The sequence below is a fragment of the Bradyrhizobium sp. USDA 4011 genome (assembly GCF_054063415.1).
On record NZ_JBSSGG010000001.1, the window covers coordinates 481451 to 505753 of the forward strand.

Sequence of the window (24303 nt, forward strand, 5' to 3'; positions counted from 1 at the left end):
GGGGCCAGGGCCAGGGGTCGATACAGAGCTCAAATTGCCGGCCGCCCATTTGCGGTTGACCTTGGACTGAAACGGGGACCGCCATGCAATCGACACTGAAAGACGCAGATCCGCACGATATTTTCGCGATCGAACCTAGCTTCACTGCAACCCGCCCGGACAATGCCGCCACCGCGCCGGCACCCGCCGCCAAGGGAGCGGCGGGGCAGCGCGAGCCTTGGTTCGGCCCGAGCCTCGCGCCCTCTTCCACGCCATCGGTCGCGCCCGCCGCCACGGTCGCCTCGGTGCCACCGGTGACGCCGATACCGGTGACGGCGCCGCCGGCCGCGCCGGAGTACAGCGCCGCAAGCCATGACGGCAGGCTGGACGACATCAGACTGGAACGCGCGCCGCGTCCCGCCAACAAATGGGCGATCCGCGCCTTCTGGTTCGTGTTCGCGATCGCCGGCGCCATGGGCACCGCGGCGTGGCAACACTACGGCCATCGCGTCAAGCAGGTCGTGGCGGAGTACGTGCCCCAGGTCGAGGCCCTGACGTCGCTGCTGCCAGGCAGAGCCACTCCCGCTGCCGACCAGGCGAGCCCGCCGCCCGCGCAGGCGGCTGCCGCCGACCAGCCGGCTGGGGCTGCCCCGGCGGCTGCGCCACAGGACGTCGCTGCAGCGCAGCCAGCGGCGGCCGCAGCACCCGCTGCAGCGGCGGCGACGGTTGCCCCGGTGGCACCAGCCGCAGCCGCACCCGACCAAACGCAGTTGTTGCAGTCGATGGCACGCGATCTCGCGTCGATGGGACAGCAGATCGAGCAGCTCAAGACCAGCATCGATCAGCTGAAGGCGAGCCAGGATCAGTTGACGCAGCGGGTCGCAAGGACGACCGAGACCAGGGCCGTCGAACCGCGGCCGGTCGCGCCGCGCCCGCGTGCCGCAATCACGACACCCACGACGGCGCCACGCACGGCTGCTGCTCCGCCGCCGATCCGCCGGCCGGCACAGGCCTACATCCCGCCGCCACCGCCGGCATCAGCAGCGCCGCTGCCGGCGCCCGCCACAGTCGCACCGCAGGCTGCCGCGCCGCGGCCGGTGCAATCGCAGCAGTCCTCTGTTGTCGATGCTGATGATAACGGCCCGGTGGTTCGGCCGCCGATGCCGCTGCGCTGACGACCTGCTAACGGGTGAAAGAAAAGGCGCCGATCGCGATGACGCAATCGGCGCCTTTGCACATCAATATGCGAATTACGCGCTCTGTCCCGGCGGCAGCACGACCACGGTCGCGCCCGGCTTGACGTGCTGGTAGAGATCGATGACGTCGGCATTGTTCATGCGGATACAGCCCGACGAGATCGCCTGCCCGATATATTCCGGCTGGTTGGTGCCGTGGATGCGGTACAGCGTGTCCTTGTTGCCCTGGTAGAGGTAGATGCCCCGGGCACCGAGCGGGTTGGCCGGTCCGCCAGCGACACGCTTCGGATACGGTCCGAGCCGCTCCTGGATATCCTGGGTCGGAACCCAATCGGGCCACTCCGCCATCCGACCGACGGTGGCCACACCGGAGAAGGCCATCGCCTCCTCGCCGACCGCGACGCCGTAGCGGATCGCCTTGCCGCCGGGCAGCACGTAATAGAGATAGCGCGCATCGGTATCGACCAGGATCGAACCCGGCTGCTCCTTCCGTGTGTAATCGACAATGTGGCGCTGGAACTGATCCGGAATCTTGGCCTCCGCATAGGGCGGATGCGCCAGCAACTGCCGATCACGCGGCGTCATCGCGGCATCCGTCACCGGCGACAGCGTCGCCTGCATGCAGCCGCCAAGTGCGAGCGAACCCATCAGCACCGCAGCAAGCCCCAGCTTCGACACGATCATTCTCCCCTGCGTCAAGTTGTGGCACTTGCTGCCGAAATCGTGCTGAAATCGTGGCAGCGCAGATTGGAACACGGCTGTTTGATCGGTTCCTTCGGCAAGTGTGTCCTTCCGGTTGCAGTCGGTTCCCGCGGACGCTAGCCTTGCGGCAAAATGTCTAAAACATCGGGTGGAATTCGATGCGTTACGCTCTGCTGATCGGCGGCCTGATCGTCGCGGCAACGCCGGCCCACGCCGATCCGCGCGCGGCCTATGTCACCATGGTGCTGCAGGCGTTTGCTGCCAAGGTCGAGTGCCCCGGCACCGATCTCGTCTATCAGGACCTCGTGCAGCGAGCGCAGGACATGCACCTGCCCGACGGCACCACCGAGCAGGTGCGCAAGGCGATCGCCTACATGCACACCGGCGGCAAGATGGGTGAGAAGCAGGCCGACGACCTGATGACCGAAGTCGCGATCGCAACCCAGACCACCGACCTCGACCAGCGCCGCGCCGGCAGCATGACGACCTGGTGCCAGGACCAGAAGACCCGGCTGGCGGGCTACATCAGGACCAAGGAGTAGGTTTCGATTCTCAATCGAAGTCCGGCGGCGCGAACCAGTTGGTCAGCGACAGGCCACCATCGACCACGATCGATGCGCCGGTGACGTAGCCGGAGAGCTTGTGCGAGAGCACGGCGAGCGCCATCGGCGCGAGATCGTCCGCCTGGCCAAGCCGCCCGAGCGCAACGTGCTTGGCCAGCGCGGGATCGGCGACGAAGCCGCCGGCCGCGATCGCACCGGGCACCAGCGCATTGACGCGGATGCCGTAGCGGCCCCAGCCCTTGGCAAGCTCCTTCACCAGCATCGTCATGCCGGCCTTCGCCGTCGAGTAATGCGGCAGGTTGCGCGGCGTGCCGGCGTGCAGCGAGGTGAGCAGCAGAAATGCGCCAGACGTCTTCGCCGCGATCAGCTTGCGCGCCAGTTCGCGCGACAGATGAAAGCCCGCATCGAGATTGACCGCGTGCATCTGCCGCCAGGTCTCTTCATCGACCGCCATCGCATGATCGGCCTCGCGCCGCGGCGGCGAGGCGCTATGGACGAAATGCGTCACCTGCCCGACCGCGGCTTGCGCATGTGCCAGCAGGGCGTCGCACGCCGCACGTTGCGCGAGATCGCCGACCCAGGGTACGGCGAGATCGGGACGGGGAGCGGACTTGATGGCGGCCGATACCTTGTCCTCATGCAGGTCGGCGAACACCGTGCGCACGCCTTCGCCGACCAGGGCCTGCGCAATGGCCCGGCCAATGCCGTTGCCGGCGCCGGTCACCAGGGCTGCCTCGCGCGCGGGATCGAAAGGCGATGTGAAGAGGCTCATGATGCCTGTCTCCGAGGACGTGCAGCCCTGTGCTCAGTATGGCGGCGCCCTTGCGCGCCCGCTGTGCCTTGGCGGCTTCGATCCACCAGGTGAAGTCGTCGGCAAAGCGTGGAAAGGCGCGTTCGAGCGACTTGCCGCCCTCGCCGATCGGCTTGCCTTCGGCGGACAGGGTCTGCGCGATCGGCCCCGCGCTGATCGTGCTCGACACCACCACCATGCCCATCTCCGACAGCGTGCCGTGCCAGGCGGTCGCGGCGCGCGCACCGGCGAAACGCCCGGCCGAGTAGCTCGCGATCGCCGCGGGACGCCAGAACCATTCCTCGAGGAAATGATCGGTCAGGTTCTTCAGCCCGGGCTGGATGCCCCAATTGTACTCGCCGGTGACGAACAGGAAGCCGTCGGCGTCGCGGATCTTTCCGGCGAGCGTTTCGAGCACGGCCGGCGCTTGGCCCTTCGGATGTTCCTTGTACATCCGGTCGAGCATCGGCAGGCCGACCTCCTTGGCGTCGATCAACTCGACATCGTTGCCGCGCACACGAAGGCCGTCGACGACGAAGTGCGCCAGGCGGATGCCCATGCGATCCGAACGATAGGAGCCGTACAGAACGAGAATGCGGTGGGTCATGATGGCGCGATCCTACCACGGCGCTGCGACAGCCGTCCTGCGGCTGGCGCGCAGATGTTAACGGCTTTTCCGGCGCGTTTCCCGGCATTAAGCAATTCGTCGCAGGTCCCTCGCCGCGGCCAAAAATTGCCAGATTTGTTTTCTGGATATGTTTTTCGCTTCGAGAAGGAGAACCCGACATGCGGATCGCAAAGCTGGTCTTCGCAGGCTCGCTCGCGGCCATCGCTGCCATTGCCACGCCGGCGCTGGCGAAGAGTGCCGAGCGGCAGAAGGCCGACGAAAAAGCCGCCACCACAACCAATTCGCCCGGCTGCCAGGCCTACCAGCAGGCCGCCGACGGCACGTGGAACCAGCTCCCCTGTGGCGAGGCCGGCTCCAGCGGCCCGACCCTGCGCCGCGCCGCGACCAAGGGCGCTGACGACAACGAGCGCTGATCGTCACCGCCGTGCCGCCACGCGCGGCCGAACGGCCCGGCGCCTCCGACTTTCGGACAATGCGAATGTGCGGGACCGCCCCGGCTCCCGCATCATAAACCCAAGCTTAATGCGCACCCGGTACGGTTGAGGCCTTCCCTCTCTCGTCAAGAAATGGCGCGCATCCCATGAAAATCGGTACTCTCCTGACGGCCGCGATCGTCTCATTGTCCGCGGTCGGCGGCGGCCTGGCGGCCTATGTCGCGGCGACCAAGTACCAGACCATGGACAAGGTCTCGACCGCGCAGAGCCGGCTCGAGATCGTCCGCGCCGTCGGTGATATCCCGCGCTACATGAACCCCGAGCGTGGCTACGCCACCAACCTGCTGCTCGCTGGCGGCACGATCGATCCGAAGCAGATCGCCGAACTCGACCGTCAGCGCCAGCTGACCGACGGCGCGCTGGCCAAGGTCAATCAGGTGCGTGCCACCCTGCCGGGCTCGCTCGACGATGGCGAGGCCATCGCGCGCGAGATCGACGCGCTGAAGGTGAAGTTTGCCGGGCTGCGCGACGCCATCGCGACTGCAATCGCAGGTCCGGCCGATGCCCGCCGCGCCGCCGCCGGCAAGATCGTCGCCGACAATTCCGTGTTCAACGCCGGTGTCACCACGCTGCTCGACGAGCAGGTGCGCCGCCTCGCTGGCCTCGACGGCAATGCCTATCGCCAGGCCAGCTACGCCAACGTTGCCTGGATGCTGCGCGACACCGGCGGCCTCAACGCCAGCCTGCACAAGGCGCTGGTCGGCGCCAAGCGCGTCGCGACCGAGCCGGAGAAGCTGGAACTCTACCGCTCCACCGGCCGGACCGAGCAGATCCTCTCGACGCTGCAGGAATTGCGCAATAATCCAGCGACGCCGGCGAACGTCATGACGGCGCTCGGCAAGATGCAGGCCGATTATGTCGAGCGCTTCGGCAAGGCGCTGAAGCTTGCCAAGGAAGGCGCGGTGACGGGCAAGTACGAGCTGGATCTCGACACCTACTATCCGGAATCGCAGATCGGCCTCGCCGCCATCATCACCGTGCGCGACGCGTTCTACGAGAATGCCGAGCAGGTCCTTGCGAGCGCCTATTCGTCGGCGCGCTTCAGCTTCGTGATCGCGCTGATCGGGCTGCTCGCGGTCGTTGCGGTAAGTGCCGGCCTCATCGTCGTGGTCCGCCGCCGCATCCTCAACCCGATCGCCGCCCTCACCGGCCGGATGTCGCGCCTCGCCGCTGGCGACGTCGCCGAGGCGATCCCGGGCGCCGCGCGCAACGACGAGATCGGCGCGATGGCCGCCGCCGTGCAGGTGTTCAAGGACAACAGGATCGAAGCCGATCGCCTCGCCAGCGAGAAGGAAGCCGAGAACGACGTCAAGATGCGCCGCGCCCGCGTGCTCGACGATCTGACCCGCGCCTTCGAAGCCAAGGTCACCGAACTGGTCGGCGGATTGTCTGCCGCGTCGTCGGTGATGGAGGACACGGCGCAATCGATGTCCGCCACCGCGGCCGCCACCAACCGTCAGGCCGCAGTCGTCGCCGCGGCGTCGGACCAGACCTCGACCAACGTGCAGACGGTAGCGAGCGCGACCGAGGAACTGACCTCCTCGATCTCGGAGATCGCCCGCCAGGTCGCGACCTCGACCGAGATCGCCGCACGTGCCGTCGACCATGCCCGGCGCACCGGCGACACCGCGCGCTCGCTGGCCGAGGGCGCCCAGAAGATCGGCGACGTCGTGACGCTGATCCAGAGCATCGCGGCGCAGACCAACCTGCTCGCGCTCAACGCCACCATCGAGGCGGCCCGCGCCGGCGAGGCCGGCCGCGGCTTTGCCGTCGTCGCCTCTGAAGTGAAGTCGCTGGCCGGGCAGACCGCGAAGGCGACCACGGAGATTTCCGAGCAGATCACCGCGATCCAGACCGCAAGCGACGAGACCGTGACCGCGATCCGGAGCGTCGTCGACGTCATCACCGAGATCGACCAGATCGGCACTGCGATTGCCGCCGCGATCGAGGAACAGGGCTCGGCGACCAAGGAGATCTCGCGCAGCGTTCAGGAAGCCGCGCGCGGCACCCGGGAAGTCAACTCCAACATCTCCGGCGTGCAGCGCGCCGCCGACGACACCGGCGCGGCGGCAACCCAGGTGCTGGGCGCCGCCGAGCAGCTCTCGACGCAGTCCAAGGACCTCGCCGGCCAGGTCAACCGCTTCCTCTCCGACGTGCGGGCGGCGTAGCTAATTCGCGAGCCGGTCGATCAGGAGATCGAGCAGCGCGCGCAGGCGCGCCAGCCGCTTCAGGTCGCGATGATAGCCGACAAATGTGTCACGCTCCGGAGGGGGCGCGCCGAGATCGATCAAACGCAAGTCGTTCATTGAATCTGCCAGCGGACGCGGCAGCACCGCGATGCCGGCGCCCTCCGCGCACATCCTCGCCTGCACCTGGCGATTGTTGCTGCGGGAGACGATGTGGGCATTGGGCAGCATCTGCTTCAGCCAGACCGCATCGGGCATGCCGCCGAACGCCGTGTCCATCGTGATCAGCGGCGTGCCGCGCCCATCGCCCGGCTTCGGTGCTAGCGAGCTGTCGGCCCGCACATAGACGCCGTAGGCGATGTGCATCAGCCGCCGCGAGATCACCTCCGCCTCGTCGAACGGCGTGATGCGGAACGCAATGTCGGCCTCGCGGCGTGGCAGGCTGTACAGCCGCGCATCAGTCAACAGCTCCACCACGACCCGCGGCTGAAGCTTTGCAAACTCGGCGAGCACCGGCGTCAGGAGATGCGCGCCGAACCAGTCCGACGACGAGATCCGCAGCAGGCCGTCGAGCTGCCGATCCTGTCCGGCGACCTGGCGCTGCATGGCTTCGGCTTCCTCCTCCATCCGCTCGGCATGGACGAGCACACTTGCGCCCTCGTCGGTCAGCACAAAGCCGTCGGCGGTGCGCTGAAACAGCGTCTGGCCGAGCGACGCTTCGAGTTCGCGCAGCCGCCGCCCCATGGTCGGCTGGCTCTGCCCGAGCTTGCGCGCCGCCGCACCGAGCGTGCCCTCCCGCGCGATGGCGAGGAAGACCGTCAGATCGCTCCATTCCATTGGTCCGCCCATTCAAAAATGAATGAAAACTGTACAGAAATGTATATTTCCAAACAATATTGATGTCGTCAGATTAGGTGCAACCAAGGAGCCCGACATGACCGACCAATCCTCGATGCAGGCCGCGATACTCGACGCACCCGCCAAGCCTTTTCGCCTGACCGACATCGTGCGGCCGCAGGCAAGTCCAGGGCAGGTGCTGGTCCGCATCAAGGCCAGCGGCGTCAATCCACTCGACCTCAAGGTCGCCGCCGGTCAGGCCGTGCATGCGCGGCAGCCGCTGCCAGCCATCCTCGGGATAGATCTCAGCGGCGTGGTCGAGGCCGTCGGTGCTAATGTCACGGCCTTCCGCAGGGGTGACGAGGTCTATGGCATGACCGGCGGCGTCGGCGGCTTGCAAGGCTCGCTTGCGGACTACGCCGCCCTCGATGCCGATCTGCTGGCGCCGAAGCCTGCCAATCTCACCATGCGCGAAGCGGCGGCGCTGCCGCTGATCTTCATCACCGCGTGGGAAGGTCTGGTCGATCGTGCGCATGTGACCGCCGGCCAGAAAGTGCTGATCCACGGCGGCGCCGGCGGCGTCGGCCATGTCGCGATCCAGATCGCGCGTGCCTCTGGCGCCCACGTCTATGCCACCGGCTCGGCGAACAGCGTGCCCCTCATCGAGCGTCTCGGCGCGACGCCGATCGACTACGCCAGCGAGACCGTTGCGGATTACGTCGCCCACCACACGCAAGGCCGCGGCTTCGACATCGTGTTCGACACCGTCGGTGGCGCGACGCTCGACGCCTCCTTCAATGCGGTGCGGCGCTTCGGCCATGTCGTCAGCGCGCTCGGCTGGGGCACGCACGCGCTGGCGCCGCTGTCCTTTCGTGCCGCAACGTACTCCGGCGTGTTCACGCTGCTGCCGCTTTTGACCGGCGAAGGCCGCGCGCATCACGGCGAGATCCTGCGCGAGGCGACGCGACTGGTCGAGAGGGGCAAGGTCGCGCCGCACCTCGATCCGCGCCATTTCACGCTGGCGGCGATCGCCGAGGCGCATGCCGCGATCCGGGACCGGACCGCGACCGGCAAGGTGGTGGTGGACGTCGCGACTTAACCTCCGCGCAGGCCGAGCACGCGGCGGGCGATCGCCTGGCGATGGACCTCGCTCGGGCCCTCGTACACCCGCATCAGGCGGGCCTTCTGCCAGAGCGCGTTCAGCGGCAATTCCAGCGTCACGCCGAGCGCGCCGAGCGTCTGCATGGCGTGGTCGCAGGCGTCATAGGCCATCTCGGTCGCGAACACCTTGATCATCGAGGCCTCGTGGCGGATGTCCTCGCCGCGATCGGTTTTGTCGGCGGCCTCGCGCACCATCAGCCGGCAGGCATGCATGCGGGTGGAGATGTCGGCGATCCACCACTGGATCGCCTGCCGCTCGGCGAGCTTGACGCCGAACGTCTCGCGCTGCTTGGCGTGCTCGCACATCATGTCGAGCGCGCGCTTGGTGATGCCGACACAGGTCGATCCCATCTCGAGCCGCCGCGTGCGCAGGCGCAGCTGCATCGGCGCATAGCCCTTGCCGACCTCGCCCAGCACCGAGTCCTTCGGTATGCGACAATCCTCGAACACGATCTCATAGGTCGAGCCGCCGCCGACCATCGGGATCTCGCGCTCGATGATGAAGCCCGCCGTGCCCTTCTCGACGATGAAGGAAGTGATGCCGCCCTGACGCTGGTCGTTGCCGACGCGCGCCATCACGATGATGAAGTCGGCGGCGCGCGCATTGCTGATCCAGATCTTGCGGCCGTTCAGCACCCACTGCTCGCCTTCGAGCACCGCGCGCGTCTTCATGCCCGCGGGATCGCCGCCGGCGCCGGGCTCGGAGATCGCAATCGCCGACGCCATCCGGCCCTCGATATAGGGCTGCAGATACTTCTTCTTCTGCGCCTCGGTGCCGACCGCCTGCAGCATGCGCAGGTTCGGCGAATCCGGCGGCAGCACGAAGGGCACGCAGCTGCGGCCGAGCTCTTCATGCACTGCGGCCATCGTGCGCGTCGGCAAATCGTGCCCACCGAGATCCTCGGGCGCATCGAGGCCCCAGAGGCCGAGCTCCTTCGAGACATCGCGCAGCCGCTTGCGCTGCTCCGAGGTGAGCTCGGGATGATCGCTGCCGGGCAATTTCGATTTCAGATATTGCGGCTCGAGCGGGATGAGTTCGCGATCGACGAATCTCGCGACGGTCTCGCGGATCATGGCTGTCTGTTCGTCATCGCTCATCTGAGATTCCTCGCCTGTGCTGTTTCGCTTCACAAAACCAGTAGCGCATTTCTTGTCGGCACAAATAGCGGAAACGCGCGCGCACGCTCACTGTCGCGCGAGGGTTTCACGGTGCGGAATTCAATATCCCGCGGCGCGGTCAGCGCGCGCGCAATTGCGCCGGACGTGCCGGCGCAGCGAACGAACGACTGCGCAGCACGACGTCGTTGTCGCTGTAGCAAGCGGTCGGCGTCGCTCTAGTCGGCAAAGCCGACGTAGCGGACGAAATCGCTGTTGGCCTCGCGGTCCGACCGCACCGCATTGGCGGCGAAGCTATCATCGGGATAGCCCATCGCGACGCAGGTCATGATCACCTGGTCTTCCGGGATGTTGGCGACCTCGCGCACGATATCGGAGCGCATGATGCCCTGGCCGTTGATCACGCTGCCGAGGCCGCGATCCCAGGCTGCCAGTACGATGCCGTAGCAGAGCGCGCCGAGGTCGAAATGGCAGACCGCGCCGGGATCGAGGATCCGGTCGTAAGCCAGGACCAGCGAGACCGGGGCGTCGAACTGCCGGAAGCCCCGCAGCACCCAATCCTGCCGCATCGGCTTGTCGTCGCGGGCAATCCCCATGGCGCCGAACAGCTTCTTGGCGATGTCGACCTGACGACCGCGGTGCACGCCCTGGTACTCGCCGTGGCTGATGATGTCGCGCTTGGCCTTGGCGCCGGCGATCATCTCCTCCATGTTGCGGCGGCGCACTTCTTCCAGCGGCGCCCCGGTCAGGACATGGACGTGCCAGGGCTGGGTGTTCATCGAGGACGGCGCACGCTTGGCCACCTCGATGATCTCCTCGACGGTCGCTCGGGACACCGGCTGCTTCTTGAACCCGCGCACGCTTTTGCGTGTCTGTACCAGCGTCTCGAATTCCATTCCGCGTTTCCCCCATTTTGTTCCGCGCTGCACACGGAAATTTCTCACGGCAATCCGGGTATTTTATAGACAAATTCGGCTGTGGGAACTTGATCGGGCCAAGAATCCGATATCCAATCCGGCCACTGGTTTGGTTTAGGGAGAACCCAGATGAAGCGGATTTTCTTGGCGGCCGTGATCGCGACCTTTGCCGCCGGTTCGGCATTTGCACAGGACGCCTCCTGCGAGACGAAGGCCGTCGGCAAGGACGGCAAGCCGCTGGCTGGCGCGGCCAAGACCTCGTTCATGAAGAAGTGCACGATGGATACCTGCGAGGCCAAGGCGGTAGGCTCCGACGGCAAGAAGCTCGCCGGCGCGGCCAAGACCTCGTTCATGAAGAAGTGCCAGAGCGGCGCCTGAGCCCCTCGCCGGCGCTTATTTAGCCGCATCAATCGGGACAGACTACATCGAGACTCGATCGGGTCGCGCAGGGCGCGGCCCGAACTGCTGTTGATCGGTGTCCTCAGAACGAGACGCCGACCCGGACGCCCTTGCTCCAGACCCGCCGGCAACGCTTCCGGGTGTTGCCGTGAAACATTTCGAAACGTTCGGGCAACTGGACGGGCTTGGAGAATTCCAGGCAGGCCCCGCCGGCGGAATAATCCACCAGCCGGCATTCGATCAGCGGCCCCTTCGGTTCGAGCTGGAGCTTGACCACGCTGGATACACATCCTGTCGGACGAACACGCGCAAATCGTCGGGGATGCATCAGCCCGCCTCTGGTGGAATCGTACCAACAGATTCCTCGGCGGCCGTTAAGATTCCGTTCAGGCGAATTGTTACGAATCGTGTCTGCCGCCAGCCGGATCGGCGGGCGCGACGCCGGCACGCCGCGAGGCCGCCAGTGTCTCCGATGGCGCCTCCCCGAACTGCGACCGGTAGCTCCGCGAAAAATCGCTGAGGTGCCAGAACCCGTAGGCCAGCGCACAGGCCTTGACGCTGGGCGCACCGGCGAGCAGTTGCCGGCGGACCAGCCAGAGCCGGCGCAGCCGCAGATAGCGATGCAGGCTGACGCCCCGGTAGCGCTGGATCGCGTCATGCAGCGTGCGCACCGACACGCCGATCTGCCGGGCGAGTTCGCCGCTGTAGATCGGGTGAGCGACGTCGCCGGCCAGGATGGCGCGCGCGTCGTTGAAGACCTTAAACTGGCGCGTCGTGTTCGCCCGCGTCGCCACACTTGGCCGGCACGATCTCGGCGAACGCGTTGTCGATTGCGGCGAGCAGTGTCTCCTTGATCGACGCGCCCGTCGCGAACTCCGCAATCGTGACCTGGTCTGACGTGACGAGCAGAACCTGTCTCACCACTTCGCGCAGCCGATCCTGCGCACGTTGAGAGACCTCGTGAATGCTGAAATGGAGCCCGGCACTCGGCCAACCGCGGTCGACAATCTCGGGCGTGAACATCATCGAGACATATTGGCGGGGCGTCTCCTCCACGGAGGTGTAGAACGCGCCGCCGCCGCCGAGCACGAGTACCGCACGATCGCGCTCGACGCCATTGAACCGCATCGGAACGCCGTCATCCATCGTGAAGCCGACCGCGGTGGTCTGCCGCGCAAGCTGCGCGTCGACGATCCGCGGAAAGGACTGCGTGTAGTTGAGCTCGCATCCCGGCAAACTCAGGATGACCTGCTCGGCCGAAATCTTCCGCGCAAGTGGCGTGAAATCAACATCCAGATCTCGGATCGAACTCCGGAATGCATCAACATCGTCAAAACGGAAGACTCTCGGCACCAGCAATGGCGCCGTCAAATGACCGCTCCTGTGAAATGGTCTCTAAAATTTGCACACGGCGCTGCGCACAGCGCGCCCGCCGCGTTGATAAACTTCATGCACAAAATACGAATCGTCCAATGAGCTCAATCAGCAAAAATGCGGTCCGTTGGTTGAACCGGACAATCTGGGAAAATAGCGCTACTGCCGAATTTCGATAGTGTTTGCCGGGATATCCACCGTTGGGATCAGCCTCCACATCAATTTCTATACCCCCATTAAAGATTCGGGGAGCAGATTGACGTTGGGAACGATGCTGTTCCCCGTCGCGGAGCATTTTTAGGGACCGCAATGACAGCCATTGCCTCGCCCGATCTTATTGCCAAGCTCGACCACGTCTTGAAAGCCGGTCCCCCAGACCTCCGCACGCGCATGCTGCAGGAGGTGGCCGGGCTGTTTCTCGACGACGCTCACCGCCTCAGCGAGCACCAGGTCGGGCTGTTCGACGACATCCTGATCCGTCTGATTGAGAGCGTCGAGCTGCGGACGCTCACCACGCTCAGCCGCTCGCTCGCCGACTTGCGCCTGGTGCCGCGGGAGCTCGCCCGTCGCCTCGCCAACCATGACGATGCCGATGTCGCCGCCCCGATCCTGCGAAAATGCGACTGCATTCTGGACGCCGATCTGATCGACATTGCCTGGATGCGGGCCGAGGGACATCTCTGCGCCATCGCAGGACGCAAGGCCGTCAACCAGGAGCTCACGGACATTCTGCTGATGCGCGGCGACAGCAATGTGCTTCGCGCTCTCGCAGGCAATCCCGGCGCCGACATGACCAACGCAGGCCTTGCCATGATGGTCGATGCCGCCGAGCGCGACGAGGACATCGCAGCCGCGTTGATCTCGCGCAAGGACCTGCCTCACCGCGTTCTTGCCGACCTCGTCGTGCGATCCACGCCGCGCCAGCAAGCCCGGCTGCTCAAGAACGCGCGCCCCGAGATCCGGCACGCGATCCGCGCCGCCATTGATGCCGGCGCAGCCCGCGCCTCCGCAAGCCCACCAGCCACGATCGACTATGCGGAGGCGCGGGCCACGGTGATGGCCCTCAACAATTCCGGACAGCTGAACGATTCCAGCGTCAACCGCTTCGCAATCCGACAGGAAGTCCACAACGTCGTCGCGGCGCTGGCGCAACTCGCGACCGTTCCGATCGAGACGATCGCGCCGCTGATGGAAGCCGCCGACATCAGCGGGCTCGTGATCGCCTGCCGCGCATCGCGGCTGAACTGGAATACGGCGGCCACCATCGTGAGCTACCGGACGGCCGGGTCCAGGGTCCCACCGGATCAGCTTGAGCAAGCCCGGAAGATGTTCGAGGCACTGCCGCTCTCAAACGCGCAGCGCACGATCCGGTTTGGGTCGCTAAGCGAGCTGGCTGCGAAACCCCTTCAGGCAGTGTGAGTGGCGCAATGACGTATGGTGACCGCAGGGCGGAGCGCGTCAAGCTTGAGACGCGCCATCCCGTCAATCTCATGGGGGGCGACGGCACGTGGCGGCGGAGCTGCATCCTGCTCGACGTCTCGCAAAGCGGTGCCCGGCTCGAGGTCGACGGAACGCTTGATGTGCTGAAGGCCCAGGAGTTCTTCCTGGTCTTGTCCTCGCGCGGACTGGCGTTCCGCCGCTGCGAGCTGGTTCGTGTCGACGGCACCGAGATCGGCGTACGATTCATCGAAGAACGAAAGCGAAAGGGACGCGCCGTCATTCCGAGATCAGGATTGGCGGCAACCGGCCCGAGGGGAAGTTGACGACATGACCATGCAGAGAGCAACAAGCATCGCGGTATCGGCGGTCTCCGCCGCACCATTGCGCGGCACCATCGCAATCGAGTGCGCTGGCACCATCGCGACGTTCGAGATCGACGAAGAGCTCGCCCACCGCCTGTGCAGCGATCTCGAGCGGTTTCTGACCCAGGTTCCGCGCCGGACCAGCACGGCGCGGTCCGGCTGACATTGCCCAGAACGCCCGCGCCGGCTACTCGCGCTTGAAGCGATAGTCGAAGCGGTCGCCGTCCGCCTTGATCAGGCCGACCGTGGGGGCCGGAAAATGGATCGGCAGGATCAGCGTGTCGGTCCCGGCAACGGAGGCAAAGAACTTTCGCCGCGAGACCGCCGATTGCTTCGGGTCCCAGTCGGGCTTTGCCGACCAGTCCGGTTCGCGGCACTGGATCGCGTGGTGCATCAGGTCACCGGCGACCACAGCGCGCTGCCCCTTCGAGAAGATGTTGACGCAGCAATGGCAGGGCGAATGGCCCGGCGTCGGCGTCAGCGTGACGGTGTCGTCGAGCGCATAGTCGTCGTCGACGAGAAGCGCCTGCCCGGCTTCGACGATCGGCAGGCAATTGTCGCGAAACACCGTGCCGGGCGGATTGGCGCCCTTGGCGTTCTCGGCCTCCCAGGCGGCATACTCGCCCTTGTGGAAGACGTATTTAGCGTTCGGGAAGGTCGGCACCCAGCGGCCGTCGCGCAGCGTCGTGTTCCAGCCGGTGTGATCGATATGCAGATGGGTGCAGAACACGTAGTCGATCTGCTCATAGGAGATGCCGAGCGCGAACAGCTCGTTGCGCCAGCGCTCCTTGCCCGGGAAGTCGAACGGCGGCGGGTGTCCCTTGTCCTCGCCGGTGCAAGTGTCGACCAGGATGGTGTAGCGCGGCGTCCGCACCACAAAGGTCTGATAAGTGATCAACATCATGCCGCGCGCGGCGTCGAAGACCTCCGGCTCCATGGTCTTCAGGTGGTGCTTGAACACATCGTCGTCATAGGTCGGGAAGAAATCCTGCGGCCGCCGCCATGGCCCCTCGCGCTCGATCACCGCGTCGATCGTAATGTCGCCGATCCTGATTCGCTTCGCTCCCGCTATTTTTTTTGAGAAGCGTAGCGGGCGATGCTGAGCCGGACAAGCCGGACACAGCGCGGCAGGCCATGCGCCGTTGCATTGCTTGCGTGCGTGGCTTGCCGCAAACCGTAGTCTTTAAACAGCGTCCTTGGCGACCTTGAGGGGTGACGCCTTGACCGACTTGCTTGCCGGCTTCGCTGCAAATTCCATCGGCTCTTTCGTGAAAGGATTTATACCGCTGCGAGCTTCCGTGGCAGGCTTATGCACGATAGACATTTTCACAAAGCCAGGAATGACGAACTCGCCGGATTCGTTCAGCTCCTTGTAGCCAACAGTCGCCATATGCTCGATGACGGTCCTCACATCGTTCTTCGATATCTGCGTGCCCTCGGCAATCGCGTCGATCAATTGATTCTTCGTCATCTTGGCCATGCTGAAATCCTCTGAATTTGGGGGGCGCGCGAGCTACGATGTAACTCTGTCCAGAATGTGGTAGAGCCACGCAGCGCACTTCTTGTTCATGCCAACGGTCATGAAGTCACGGGCTTAGAACCTATCGAGGCCTGAAACGCAAGCATGCGAATCGCAATACCTTCGATGCGCAACAATCCGCAGTGTATATTTCTCGACCCGGTTAGCGCCTTGATTCCGCGCGCGGACTTGCAGGGCGATTGCCGTTGTCGACGAGTTCAAGAACCAGGCCGCGGCAGCAAACTGCGAACAACCGTCGCCTTGCCCGCTCGCCGTGATAAACACCACACCGCGCGAATGCCCGATCAAGGACAATCATATGACTGAATCGAACCCAACCCGCCCGAAGCTTGCCGAAACCGTCATCGAGCCGACGGTGAAGCTGCGGGAAGTCAAGGTCGGCCGTTGCTGCGAGGTCCTCGGCGACACCGCGATCGAATACACCGAGCTCGGCGATTACTCCTACCTCGGCAGCGGCTGCCTCGTCGCCGACGCCCAGATCGGCCGGTTCTGCGCGATCGCGGCGCAAGTCCGGATCGGCGCGCCCAATCATCCGATCGAGCGTCCCTCGCAGCATCGTTTCACCTATTGCTCTGAATACTACTCGGCCTCTGCCGAGCGCGATCATGGCTTCTTCAGCGATCGGCGCGCCGACCGCGTCGTGATCGGAAACGACGTCTGGATCGGCCATGGCGTGATCGTGCTGCCCGGCGTCACCGTCGGAGACGGCGCGGTGCTCGCGGCCGGTGCGGTGGTCTCGCGCGATGTCGCGCCCTACACCATCGTTGGCGGCGTGCCGGCGCGGCCGATCAAGGAGCGGTTCAACCGCAAGATCGCGGCCGAGCTGTCGCAGATCGCCTGGTGGAACTGGCCACCCGAAACCATCTGGGAGCGGCTACCGGAATTCCAGTCCGGCGACGTCGAGGCGTTCTGCGCACGGTGGAAAACGTGAGCTAACTCCGCAATCCCGGCGCTTCCTGCCCGGTGCGCGCGACGTATTCGGTGTAGCCGCCGCCATATTGGTGGATGCCGTCCGGCGTCAGTTCCAGCACGCGGTTGGAGAGCGCGGCGAGGAAGTGTCGGTCGTGGGAGACGAACAGCATGGTGCCCTCGAACTCGGAGAGCGCATTGATCAGCATCTCCTTGGTGACGAGATCGAGATGGTTGGTCGGCTCATCCAGCACCAGGAAGTTCGGCGGATCGAACAGCATCTTGGCCATGACGAGCCGCGCCTTCTCGCCGCCCGAGAGCACCCGGCACTTCTTCTCGACATCGTCGCCCGAGAAGCCGAAGCAGCCGGCGAGCGCGCGCAACGAGCCCTGCCCGGCTTGCGGAAACGCGTCCTCCAGCGACTGGAACACGGTGCGCTCGCCGTCGAGCAGGTCCATCGCGTGCTGGGCGAAATAGCCCATCTTGACGCTGCCGCCGACCGCGACAGCGCCGTCATCCGGTTCGGTTGAACCGGCGACCAGCTTCAGCAGCGTCGACTTGCCGGCGCCGTTGATGCCCATCACGCACCAGCGCTCCTTGCGGCGGATCATGAAGTCGAGCCCGTCATAGATGCGCTTGCTGCCATAGGCCTTGTGGACGTTCTTCAGGCTGACGACGTCCTCGCCGGAACGCGGCGCCGGCTGGAATTCGAACGCCACCGTCTGCCGCCGCCGCGGCGGCTCGACCCGCTCGATCTTGTCGAGCTTCTTGACCCGGCTCTGCACTTGAGCTGCGTGCGAGGCGCGCGCCTTGAAACGCTCGATGAACTTGATCTCCTTGGCGAGCATCGCCTGCTGCCGCTCGAACTGCGCCTGCTGCTGCTTGTCGGAGAGCGCGCGCTGCTGTTCGTAGAATTCGTAATTGCCGGAATAGGTGGTGAGCTGGCCGCCGTCGATCTCGACCACCTTGTTGATGATGCGGTTGATGAACTCGCGGTCGTGCGAGGTCATCAGCAGCGCGCCCTCATAGCCCTTCAGGAACTGCTCCAGCCAGATCAGGCTTTCCAGATCGAGATGGTTGCTCGGCTCGTCGAGCAGCATGACGTCGGGACGCATCAGAAGAATACGCGCCAGCGCGACGCGCATCTTCCAGCCGCCGGAGAGTTTGCCGACGTCGCCGTCCATCATCTCCTGGCTGAAGCCGAGACCGGACAGCGCCTCGCGCGCACGGCCGTCGAGCGCGTAGCCGTCGAGCTCCTCGAACTGGTGTTGCACCTCGCCATAGCGTGCGATGATGTCGTCCATCTCATCGGCCTTGTCGGGGTCGGCCATCGCGGCCTCGAGTTCCCGAAGCTCGGCTGCCACCACGCTGACGGGTCCCGCCCCATCCATCACCTCGGCGACTGCGCTACGGCCGGACATTTCGCCGACATCCTGGCTGAAATAGCCGATGGAGATGCCGCGATCGAGCGAGACCTGGCCTTCATCGGGGGTTTCCCGGCCCGAGATCATCCGGAACAGCGTGGTCTTGCCGGCGCCGTTCGGTCCGACAAGGCCGATCTTCTCGCCCTTCTGGAGCGCCGCTGAGGCTTCGATGAAGAGGATCTGGTGGCCGACTTGCTTGGAGACGTTATCGAGGCGGATCATGCTCTTATACGGGGGAACTGAGGGTTTGCGGCCTCTTATTCGATCTGGGACGTGGGTGGAAGCCCAATCCTTGGGGTTTCGCGCCGTGCTTTACGCATGCCACGAACGTTGCCGATCGAATATGACATGAAATACTTCAGCGACCGGTTTGGGGCGTCACATGCAAGTCTGTTTTCTCTATCTGCTCGCGCTCGGCGCCGGCATCGCCGTGGCTGTTCAACAGGTCCTGAACGGCAACCTCCGGTCCGCCCTGAACTCGCCGGCCTGGGCCGGGCTCGTCAGCTATCTCGGCGGTTTCGTGACGATGGCGGTCGTGCTGGTCGCGACGCGGGAGCCGGTGCCGTCCTGGAAACTGGTATCGGCTGTGCCGTGGTGGGCCTGGAGCGGCGGCATCCTCGGCGGCGTCTTCATCCTGTTGATGATCCTGCTGCTGCCGTCGCTCGGCGCCGCAACCTTGCTGGCGCTGGTGGTCGCTGGTCAGATGACCGCGGGCATCGCGATGGACCATTTCGGCGTGTTCGGGCTGACGCAGCATCCGATATCGATTTCACGACTGGCCGGCATCGCGCTGATCATCGGCGGCGTGCTTCTGATCAAGGATTGAGGCCATCGACAAGCCGGTCGATGCGAATGATTCCCTGAATGAGAAATCTCCGCTGAATCCGGCGTCGAATGACGTGATGACGCAACCACTCGCGTAGTCGCCGGGTGTGGACACCCGCCGATTCGTCGCTTAGCTGTAAGCACCCGCCCTCGTCGTGTTGCGTCATGCGGGACCGACCCTCCCTGTTCATCTGCGTCAAAAGAATTGCGCATCCCGCCAGCGTCGAGAGGCCGCATCCCCGGCTTCGGCGTGGGTCGGAGGTTGCAAGGAGCACAACATGACCCATCATTTCCGTTTGGTCGTCGCTGCGCTAGCAATGCTGCTCGGCAGCGGTGGTGCGGCGCTGGCCCAGTCGCTGCCCGACTACATGGCGCCGATCTCGGGCAAGACCACCTCCACGCCGGCCGATATTGCGACCAAGGACGTGCTCGCGCTCAACACCGGCATGTTCGAGCTCTATGGCGATGCGGCGCGGATCTTCCAGAACAACATCCTCGACAAGCATCCGGTGATCCTCGGCCTGTTCTCCGGCGCCGGCGGCCGCCTGATCCTGTACCGGCCCGGCAAGCCGCCGACCGAAGCGCCGCAGGTGCCGGTCGTCTATCAGTTGCTCAAGTCGGTCGGCCACAGCACCATGGCGCTGGCCGAGGTGGTCGGCCCCTATGTCAACAATCCCGAGGACAAGGCGTGGCGCGGCTCGATGCAAGCCTATCGCAGCCGGATGCAATCGGCGCTCGACGGGCTCGATGCCACGCCAATGCAGGCGGACTGGCGCGACAACAACCGCGCCATCCTCACGAACAACATCGCCTTCATGGATGAATGCCTCACCGCCGGCGCGATCCCCTTCGCGACGCTCGAAGCCTTCGGCAAGAAGCAGGCGCCGCTGCTCGCCAGGAACGTCGCCTGGGCCGCGCAGACCCAGGTCGCGCATTGGATGGCGGTCATGGCCGACTGGAAGACCCAGCTCGGCCCGGATTGGGACAAGACCTATGGTGCGAGCAACACGATCTATGTGGCGCGGCAGAACAACGTGATCTTCAGCGTGCTGGCGCAGTTCTTCGGGCCTGACGCCATCAACAGCCGCCTGATGCTGATCGAAACGATCTCCTTCACCACCACGCCGTCGGACATGCTGGAGTCGCTGACCCGGATCATCGCCGACCGCTCGGTGGGCGCGCTGTTCTTCGGCAGCTACCATTTGATGGACTATGAACTGATGGGGGGCGATGCACGCGAGGCGATCATCGCCGAGACCAAGAAGCGCGGCATGACGACCTTCCTGCCGCCGCTGGTGCCGTTCGGTTCCAAGCAATGGCCGACCCTGATCACCCCGGGTCCGGGACCGGCCACCATCGCCGACCTCAAGTGAGCCCAGATCTGCAAGTGAGAAGGCTACGACCTATTGCGGCATTGCGATTATCTTCGCTTTGCCGCAACACTGCAGCGTGTATTTTGTCAGTTTATAAACCGCGGCGCGATCAGCCGCCGAAGCGTTGATGAGAGATCAGACCATGCGGCCCTCGCGGCGCGACTTCGTGAAGTGGTTGTCGGCAGGCGGCATCTCGGTCAGCCTGTCGCATCTGGCGCTCGCGAAGGAACCGGCCTTCGCGACCCGCGAGACACTTCCCGGGCGCGGCCATTTCAATCCGGCGGTCAAGGGCGCCGGTCGGGTCGACGGGGTGGCCAAGGTCACCGGCGCAAAGCTCTACGCCTCCGACTTTCGCGCCGTCGACATGCCGGGCTGGCCTGCGACCACCTCGCACGCCATCCTGGTCCGCGCCAACGACGCCACGCATGTCTATGCCGGCATGGACTTCGCCCGGCTCGATGGTCCGGCGAAGCCCTCGGTCGTCGTGACGTCGGCCGATCTCGACCGGATCGGCACGCGGGTCCCGGAGTTCTATACCGGCGATCTGTTCTGCCCGGTCGGCACCACACCGCTCTATCTCGGGCAGCCGGTCGCGCTGCTGATCTTCGAGCAGTTCGACGCCTTCGACCGCGCACGCCTCGCGCTGCGCGATGTCGGCTTCGTCAAGTTCGGCGACGAGACCGGTCCGGTGATCCTGCCGAACTACGGCGCCTATCGCTTCACCCGCGTCGCCGGCGCCACGCCTGAGGCGCCCGACATCTATTCGCCGATCCAGGCCGGCTGGGTTTCGCCGAGCCGTATCCAGAACGCAGCGCTGCCGGTCTGGCTGCCGCTCGCCAAGGAGACCAAGGCCGACTACGCCAAGGCCGCAATCCATGGCGAAGCGATCCGCGCCCAGCTCGCCAAGGACGATCCGTCACAGCTCGTGCTCGACCGCGAGTTCGAGACCCAGTCGGTCGATCCGATGTTCCTCGAGCCGGAGAGCGGGCTCGCCTGGTACAGCGACAACAGCGGCAATCTCGAACTGGTGCTCGGCGTGCAGTCGCCCTATGAGGCGACCGAGTCGATCGCCTTCATGCTCGGCAAGGCCCGCCCGCCCTTCCGCCCCTCGCACATCAACGCGCAGTTCGCCCATGTCGGCGGCGGCTTCGGCGGCCGCGACCACACCCCGTTCGTGCTTTACGTGGCGCTGGCGGCGATGTTCTTCCCGGGACGGCCGGTGCGGCTGGCACACGACCGCTACCAGCAGTTCCAGGGCGGCATCAAACGCCACCCGATCAAGATGCGCTCGCGGATCGGCATCGATCGCAAGAGCGGCAAGATCACGGCATTCGCCGCAGACCATGTGCTCGACGGCGGCGGGCTCGCCAACTTCTCCGCCAACGTCGCGACCGTCGCCGCCACCGCGGCGATCGGCATCTACGACATCCCGAAGGTCGACGTCACCACCGTGGCGCTGCATTCGCGTGGCGTCACCGCGGGCTCGATGCGCGGCTACGGCACGCTACAGACCATGACCGCGCTGGAGGTGCTGATCGACGAGGCGGCGAGCGAGCTCAAGGTCGATCCGATCGCGTTCCGCCGCAACAACGCGCTGAAGCAGAACGGCCGGACCATGACCGGCAATCCCTACATCGTGTCGGTGCGCACGTCAGACATCCTCGACAAGCTCGAAAAGCATCCGATCTGGCAGCAGCGCGCCGCGTTCAAGCTGAAGGCATCGGAGGGACAACTGGTCGGCACCGGCGTCGCATGCGTCACCAAGGATTACGGCGCGGGCGCGGATTGCTCGCTCGGCCGGGTCGAGATCGATCCCGAGGGACGGATCGCGATCTTCTGCGATCACGTCGAGATGGGCAACGGCATCGGCACCGCGCTTGCCAACCGCGTTGCCGGCCATCTCGGCGCCATCGCCGATGAGGTCGCGGTCTCCCGGGTCGACAGCTACGAGGCGCTCGGGCTCGTCACCTCGGGCGATCCCTACACGATGGATCAGAAGACCCAGGATCTCGCCGAGAAGAATCCGCGCTGGGTCCCCGCGATCAGCTCGGCCACCAGCGCCTCGATCGGCGCCCATGTCGGCACGCACTCCTCGGCCGAAGCCGCCCGCGTCATCTTCCGCTTCGGCTTGTGGCCGGCCGCGCTCGAGCTCTGGCACATCGGCAAGGGCGATCCCCGCGCCCGGCAATGGGACAAAGCGCGCTGGAACGACGGCCAGCTCGTGCTCGATGATCTCGCGCCGCTGCCGCTGCCAATGCTTGCCGCGACCGCGCATGCGCGCGGCTTCGTCACCGGCGCGGTGGCGCACAGCTTCTCGCGCTGGGCCTGGTCGCGCGCGCGCTTTCCGCTGTTCGGCGAGCAATACCGCGCCGAGATCGACGCACTGGCGATCCGCCGCGGCCGCGGCCGTTTCGAGCGGATCGACCGCGTCAGCGTCAAGTTTCCACCGACCGACAACAACCGGATCGGCACCGCCTACACCTCGATGTGCGGCACGCTGGTGCGTGTCGAGATCGAGCGCGCGACCGGCATCCTGCGGATCGCCAAGGCCTACAGCGTGTTCGAATGCGGCCAGGCGCTGGTGCCCGAGGTTGTGCTGGGTCAGTCGCATGGCGGTTTTGCGATGGGCGTCGGCTACGCGCTGCTCGAAACCCTGCCGCCATTCGAAGGCGGGCCCGGCAACGGGCAGTGGAATCTCGGCCAATACCTGATCGCGCGCGGCTCCGACCTGCCGCTGCACGATCTCGAGATCGAGATGCTGCCGCCATTGACGCCGGACGAACCGCCGAAGGGCATGGCCGAGGTGGTGATGATCCCGATCGTACCGGCGCTGCTCAACGCCATCAACGATGCCGCCGGCCACCGCTTCCGCTCATTGCCGGTGACAACAAGTCTGCTCAAGGGAGCGCTTGCGTGACGACGCTCAACCTCACCATCAACGGCCGGAAGCATGGCCCGATCGAGGTCCGCGACGACCTCTCGATGAACGATTTCCTTCGGGAAATGCTCGGCATGACCGGTACCAAGTTCGGCTGCGGCGCCGCGCAATGCCTGAGCTGCGCGGTCATCATCGATAACCCCGACGGCACCAGCTACACCAGCCCGACCTGCGTGGTGCCGGCGGCCAATTTCGACGGCATGGCGATCCGTACCGTCGAGGGCCACGCCAAGGACGGCGAGCTCTCCGCGTTGCAGCGCGCCTTCATCGACCACTTCGCTTTCCAGTGCGGCTATTGCACCGCCGGCTTCCTCAACGAGGGCCAGGTGCTGCTCGAACGGCTGGCGAAGACGCCGGTCGCGCCGGACCAGCTCGAGACAATCATCGCCGAAGCGCTCGATGGCCATCTGTGCCGCTGCACCGGCTACATCAAGTATCATCAGGCGGTGCGTGACGTGATCCTCGCCGATTCCAAACGCTATCTGACGGCCAACAAGTGAGCCCGCGAGCGATGACATCGGAAACGCGGTTTCGGATCGTTGCAGTGCTGACGGCACTCGCGACCAGCCTGTGTGCCGGCTACGCGGCGTCGGAGAGCGCGAGCCACGCCTTAGCCTCGCCGGAAAGCTTTGCCGGAATCGAGAACATCGAGCAGCGCTCCGCGGCGATCTTCACCGAGCTCGGCAAGGTGCTCACCCATCCGCGCTGCACCAATTGCCACCCGGCCGGCGACAGCCCGCGGCAGGGCGACATCAGCCGCATGCACCAACCACCGGTCACGCGCGGCGCCGATGGCCATGGCACCGCCGCCATGCGCTGCTCGATCTGCCACCAGCACGCCAATTTCGATCCGGGCCGGGTGCCGGGTCACCCGGAATGGCATCTCGCGCCGCGCGAGATGGCCTGGGCCGGCAAGACCGTCGGCGAGATCTGCGAGCAAATCCGCGACCCCGCGCGCAATGGCGGCCGCAAGGTCGAGGATCTGATCGAGCATATCGGTAAGGACACGCTGGTCGGCTGGGCCTGGCATCCCGGTTTCGGCCGCTCGCCGGCACCCGGCACGCAAGCAGAGGCCGGCGCCTTGGTCGAGGCCTGGGTGAAGACCGGCGCGGCCTGCCCGGCGCCCTAGCGGCAGCGTCCGAACTAAAGC

26 protein-coding genes and 1 pseudogene are annotated in these 24303 nt (G+C 65.5%); 15 read left to right on the forward strand and 12 right to left on the reverse strand.

All coding sequences use genetic code 11. The features are described 5' to 3' along the window. The first annotated feature begins 83 nt into the window (after positions 1-83). Complete coding sequence (locus tag ACVW1C_RS02430) at positions 84-1154, forward strand: hypothetical protein (protein WP_456757017.1); 1071 nt, start codon at positions 84-86, stop codon at positions 1152-1154. A 75-nt stretch (positions 1155-1229) separates the two neighbouring features. On the opposite strand, the gene ACVW1C_RS02435 is transcribed toward ACVW1C_RS02430, so the two are convergent. Further along, complete coding sequence (locus ACVW1C_RS02435) at positions 1230-1859, reverse strand: L,D-transpeptidase (RefSeq protein ID WP_456757018.1); 630 nt, start codon at positions 1857-1859, stop codon at positions 1230-1232. A gap of 176 nt (positions 1860-2035) precedes the next feature. Between ACVW1C_RS02435 and ACVW1C_RS02440 the strand changes: the two genes are divergently transcribed. Continuing rightward, positions 2036-2419 (forward strand): hypothetical protein, encoded by a 384-nt coding sequence (locus ACVW1C_RS02440; protein WP_456757019.1) that lies wholly within the window; start codon positions 2036-2038, stop codon positions 2417-2419. Positions 2420-2429: 10 nt separating this feature from the next. Here ACVW1C_RS02440 and ACVW1C_RS02445 read toward each other — a convergent pair whose 3' ends face one another. Together ACVW1C_RS02445 and ACVW1C_RS02450 are read right to left on the reverse strand one after the other, a co-directional pair. Beyond that, the gene (locus ACVW1C_RS02445) at positions 2430-3212 is read right to left on the reverse strand and encodes an SDR family NAD(P)-dependent oxidoreductase (protein ID WP_456757020.1); all 783 of its coding nucleotides are present in this window, start codon (positions 3210-3212) and stop codon (positions 2430-2432) included. 33 nt (positions 3213-3245) lie between these two features. Continuing rightward, positions 3246-3837, reverse strand: a pseudogene (locus ACVW1C_RS02450) (NADPH-dependent FMN reductase). 179 nt (positions 3838-4016) lie between these two features. Between ACVW1C_RS02450 and ACVW1C_RS02455 the strand changes: the two are divergent. Both ACVW1C_RS02455 and ACVW1C_RS02460 read left to right on the forward strand, forming a co-directional pair. Continuing rightward, positions 4017-4271, forward strand: a complete 255-nt coding sequence (locus ACVW1C_RS02455; RefSeq protein WP_456757021.1) for a hypothetical protein — start codon at positions 4017-4019, stop codon at positions 4269-4271. A gap of 167 nt (positions 4272-4438) precedes the next feature. Further along, the gene (locus ACVW1C_RS02460; protein ID WP_456757022.1) at positions 4439-6520 is read left to right on the forward strand and encodes a methyl-accepting chemotaxis protein; all 2082 of its coding nucleotides are present in this window, start codon (positions 4439-4441) and stop codon (positions 6518-6520) included. Here the strand turns inward: ACVW1C_RS02460 and ACVW1C_RS02465 are convergent, their stop codons facing one another. After that, positions 6521-7375 (reverse strand): LysR family transcriptional regulator, encoded by an 855-nt coding sequence (locus ACVW1C_RS02465; protein ID WP_456757023.1) that lies wholly within the window; start codon positions 7373-7375, stop codon positions 6521-6523. A gap of 97 nt (positions 7376-7472) precedes the next feature. Between ACVW1C_RS02465 and ACVW1C_RS02470 the strand changes: the two genes are divergently transcribed. After that, the gene (locus tag ACVW1C_RS02470) at positions 7473-8474 is read left to right on the forward strand and encodes a zinc-dependent alcohol dehydrogenase family protein (protein ID WP_456757024.1); all 1002 of its coding nucleotides are present in this window, start codon (positions 7473-7475) and stop codon (positions 8472-8474) included. Here ACVW1C_RS02470 and ACVW1C_RS02475 read toward each other — a convergent pair. Both ACVW1C_RS02475 and ACVW1C_RS02480 read right to left on the reverse strand, forming a co-directional pair. Next, positions 8471-9634 (reverse strand): acyl-CoA dehydrogenase family protein, encoded by a 1164-nt coding sequence (locus ACVW1C_RS02475; RefSeq protein ID WP_456757025.1) that lies wholly within the window; start codon positions 9632-9634, stop codon positions 8471-8473. The two genes, ACVW1C_RS02470 and ACVW1C_RS02475, sit on opposite strands and share 4 nt — an antisense overlap. Positions 9635-9870: 236 nt before the next feature. After that, a complete protein-coding gene (locus ACVW1C_RS02480; RefSeq protein ID WP_456757026.1) occupies positions 9871-10548 on the reverse strand; it encodes a nitroreductase in 678 nt (225 codons plus the stop codon). A gap of 150 nt (positions 10549-10698) precedes the next feature. On the opposite strand from ACVW1C_RS02480, the gene ACVW1C_RS02485 reads away from it, so the two are divergent. Continuing rightward, positions 10699-10947 (forward strand): hypothetical protein, encoded by a 249-nt coding sequence (locus ACVW1C_RS02485; RefSeq protein ID WP_456757027.1) that lies wholly within the window; start codon positions 10699-10701, stop codon positions 10945-10947. Between the two features lie 103 nt (positions 10948-11050). Here ACVW1C_RS02485 and ACVW1C_RS02490 read toward each other — a convergent pair whose 3' ends face one another. From ACVW1C_RS02490 to ACVW1C_RS02500, 3 genes are all read right to left on the reverse strand, one after another. Beyond that, a complete protein-coding gene (locus ACVW1C_RS02490; protein WP_456757028.1) occupies positions 11051-11296 on the reverse strand; it encodes a PilZ domain-containing protein in 246 nt (81 codons plus the stop codon). Between the two features lie 70 nt (positions 11297-11366). Continuing rightward, positions 11367-11762: a helix-turn-helix domain-containing protein gene (locus ACVW1C_RS02495; RefSeq protein ID WP_456757029.1), complete on the reverse strand. Its 396-nt coding sequence runs from the start codon at positions 11760-11762 to the stop codon at positions 11367-11369. After that, positions 11728-12339, reverse strand: coding sequence for a hypothetical protein (locus ACVW1C_RS02500; protein WP_456757030.1), 612 nt, complete (start codon positions 12337-12339; stop codon positions 11728-11730). The genes ACVW1C_RS02495 and ACVW1C_RS02500 overlap by 35 nt, the downstream gene beginning before the upstream one ends. Positions 12340-12651: 312 nt before the next feature. On the opposite strand from ACVW1C_RS02500, the gene ACVW1C_RS02505 reads away from it, so the two are divergent. Genes ACVW1C_RS02505 through ACVW1C_RS02515 form a run of 3 tightly spaced genes read left to right on the forward strand, consistent with a single transcriptional unit; the run spans position 12652 to position 14307 of the window. Continuing rightward, positions 12652-13761, forward strand: coding sequence for a DUF2336 domain-containing protein (locus ACVW1C_RS02505; protein WP_456757031.1), 1110 nt, complete (start codon positions 12652-12654; stop codon positions 13759-13761). Positions 13762-13769: 8 nt separating this feature from the next. After that, positions 13770-14105 (forward strand): PilZ domain-containing protein, encoded by a 336-nt coding sequence (locus tag ACVW1C_RS02510; RefSeq protein WP_456757032.1) that lies wholly within the window; start codon positions 13770-13772, stop codon positions 14103-14105. 10 nt (positions 14106-14115) lie between these two features. Beyond that, entirely contained in the window at positions 14116-14307 is a 192-nt protein-coding gene (locus tag ACVW1C_RS02515) for a hypothetical protein (protein ID WP_244549439.1), read from the forward strand. Between the two features lie 24 nt (positions 14308-14331). On the opposite strand, the gene ACVW1C_RS02520 is transcribed toward ACVW1C_RS02515, so the two are convergent. Together ACVW1C_RS02520 and ACVW1C_RS02525 are read right to left on the reverse strand one after the other, a co-directional pair. Continuing rightward, positions 14332-15216, reverse strand: coding sequence for an MBL fold metallo-hydrolase (locus ACVW1C_RS02520; RefSeq protein ID WP_456762983.1), 885 nt, complete (start codon positions 15214-15216; stop codon positions 14332-14334). Positions 15217-15327: 111 nt separating this feature from the next. Continuing rightward, positions 15328-15624: an HU family DNA-binding protein gene (locus ACVW1C_RS02525; protein WP_456757033.1), complete on the reverse strand. Its 297-nt coding sequence runs from the start codon at positions 15622-15624 to the stop codon at positions 15328-15330. A 358-nt stretch (positions 15625-15982) separates the two neighbouring features. Here ACVW1C_RS02525 and ACVW1C_RS02530 point away from each other — a divergent pair, with 358 nt between their 5' ends. After that, on the forward strand, positions 15983-16615 hold the full coding sequence (locus tag ACVW1C_RS02530) for a DapH/DapD/GlmU-related protein (protein ID WP_456757034.1): 633 nt from the start codon (positions 15983-15985) through the stop codon (positions 16613-16615). 1 nt (position 16616) lies between these two features. Here ACVW1C_RS02530 and ACVW1C_RS02535 read toward each other — a convergent pair whose 3' ends face one another. Continuing rightward, positions 16617-18239 (reverse strand): ABC-F family ATP-binding cassette domain-containing protein, encoded by a 1623-nt coding sequence (locus tag ACVW1C_RS02535; protein WP_456757035.1) that lies wholly within the window; start codon positions 18237-18239, stop codon positions 16617-16619. A gap of 160 nt (positions 18240-18399) precedes the next feature. Between ACVW1C_RS02535 and ACVW1C_RS02540 the strand changes: the two genes are divergently transcribed. From ACVW1C_RS02540 to ACVW1C_RS02560, 5 genes are all read left to right on the forward strand, one after another. Next, positions 18400-18843: a DMT family transporter gene (locus ACVW1C_RS02540; protein ID WP_456757036.1), complete on the forward strand. Its 444-nt coding sequence runs from the start codon at positions 18400-18402 to the stop codon at positions 18841-18843. A gap of 277 nt (positions 18844-19120) precedes the next feature. Further along, a complete protein-coding gene (locus tag ACVW1C_RS02545; protein ID WP_456757037.1) occupies positions 19121-20215 on the forward strand; it encodes a hypothetical protein in 1095 nt (364 codons plus the stop codon). Positions 20216-20357: 142 nt separating this feature from the next. Continuing rightward, positions 20358-23132, forward strand: a complete 2775-nt coding sequence (locus ACVW1C_RS02550) for a xanthine dehydrogenase family protein molybdopterin-binding subunit (RefSeq protein ID WP_456762984.1) — start codon at positions 20358-20360, stop codon at positions 23130-23132. Next, positions 23129-23653 (forward strand): (2Fe-2S)-binding protein, encoded by a 525-nt coding sequence (locus tag ACVW1C_RS02555; RefSeq protein ID WP_456757038.1) that lies wholly within the window; start codon positions 23129-23131, stop codon positions 23651-23653. Before ACVW1C_RS02550 ends, ACVW1C_RS02555 begins: the two co-directional genes overlap by 4 nt. Before the next feature lie 11 nt (positions 23654-23664). Continuing rightward, positions 23665-24282: an Isoquinoline 1-oxidoreductase subunit gene (locus ACVW1C_RS02560; RefSeq protein ID WP_456757039.1), complete on the forward strand. Its 618-nt coding sequence runs from the start codon at positions 23665-23667 to the stop codon at positions 24280-24282. Positions 24283-24303: the final 21 nt, after the last annotated feature.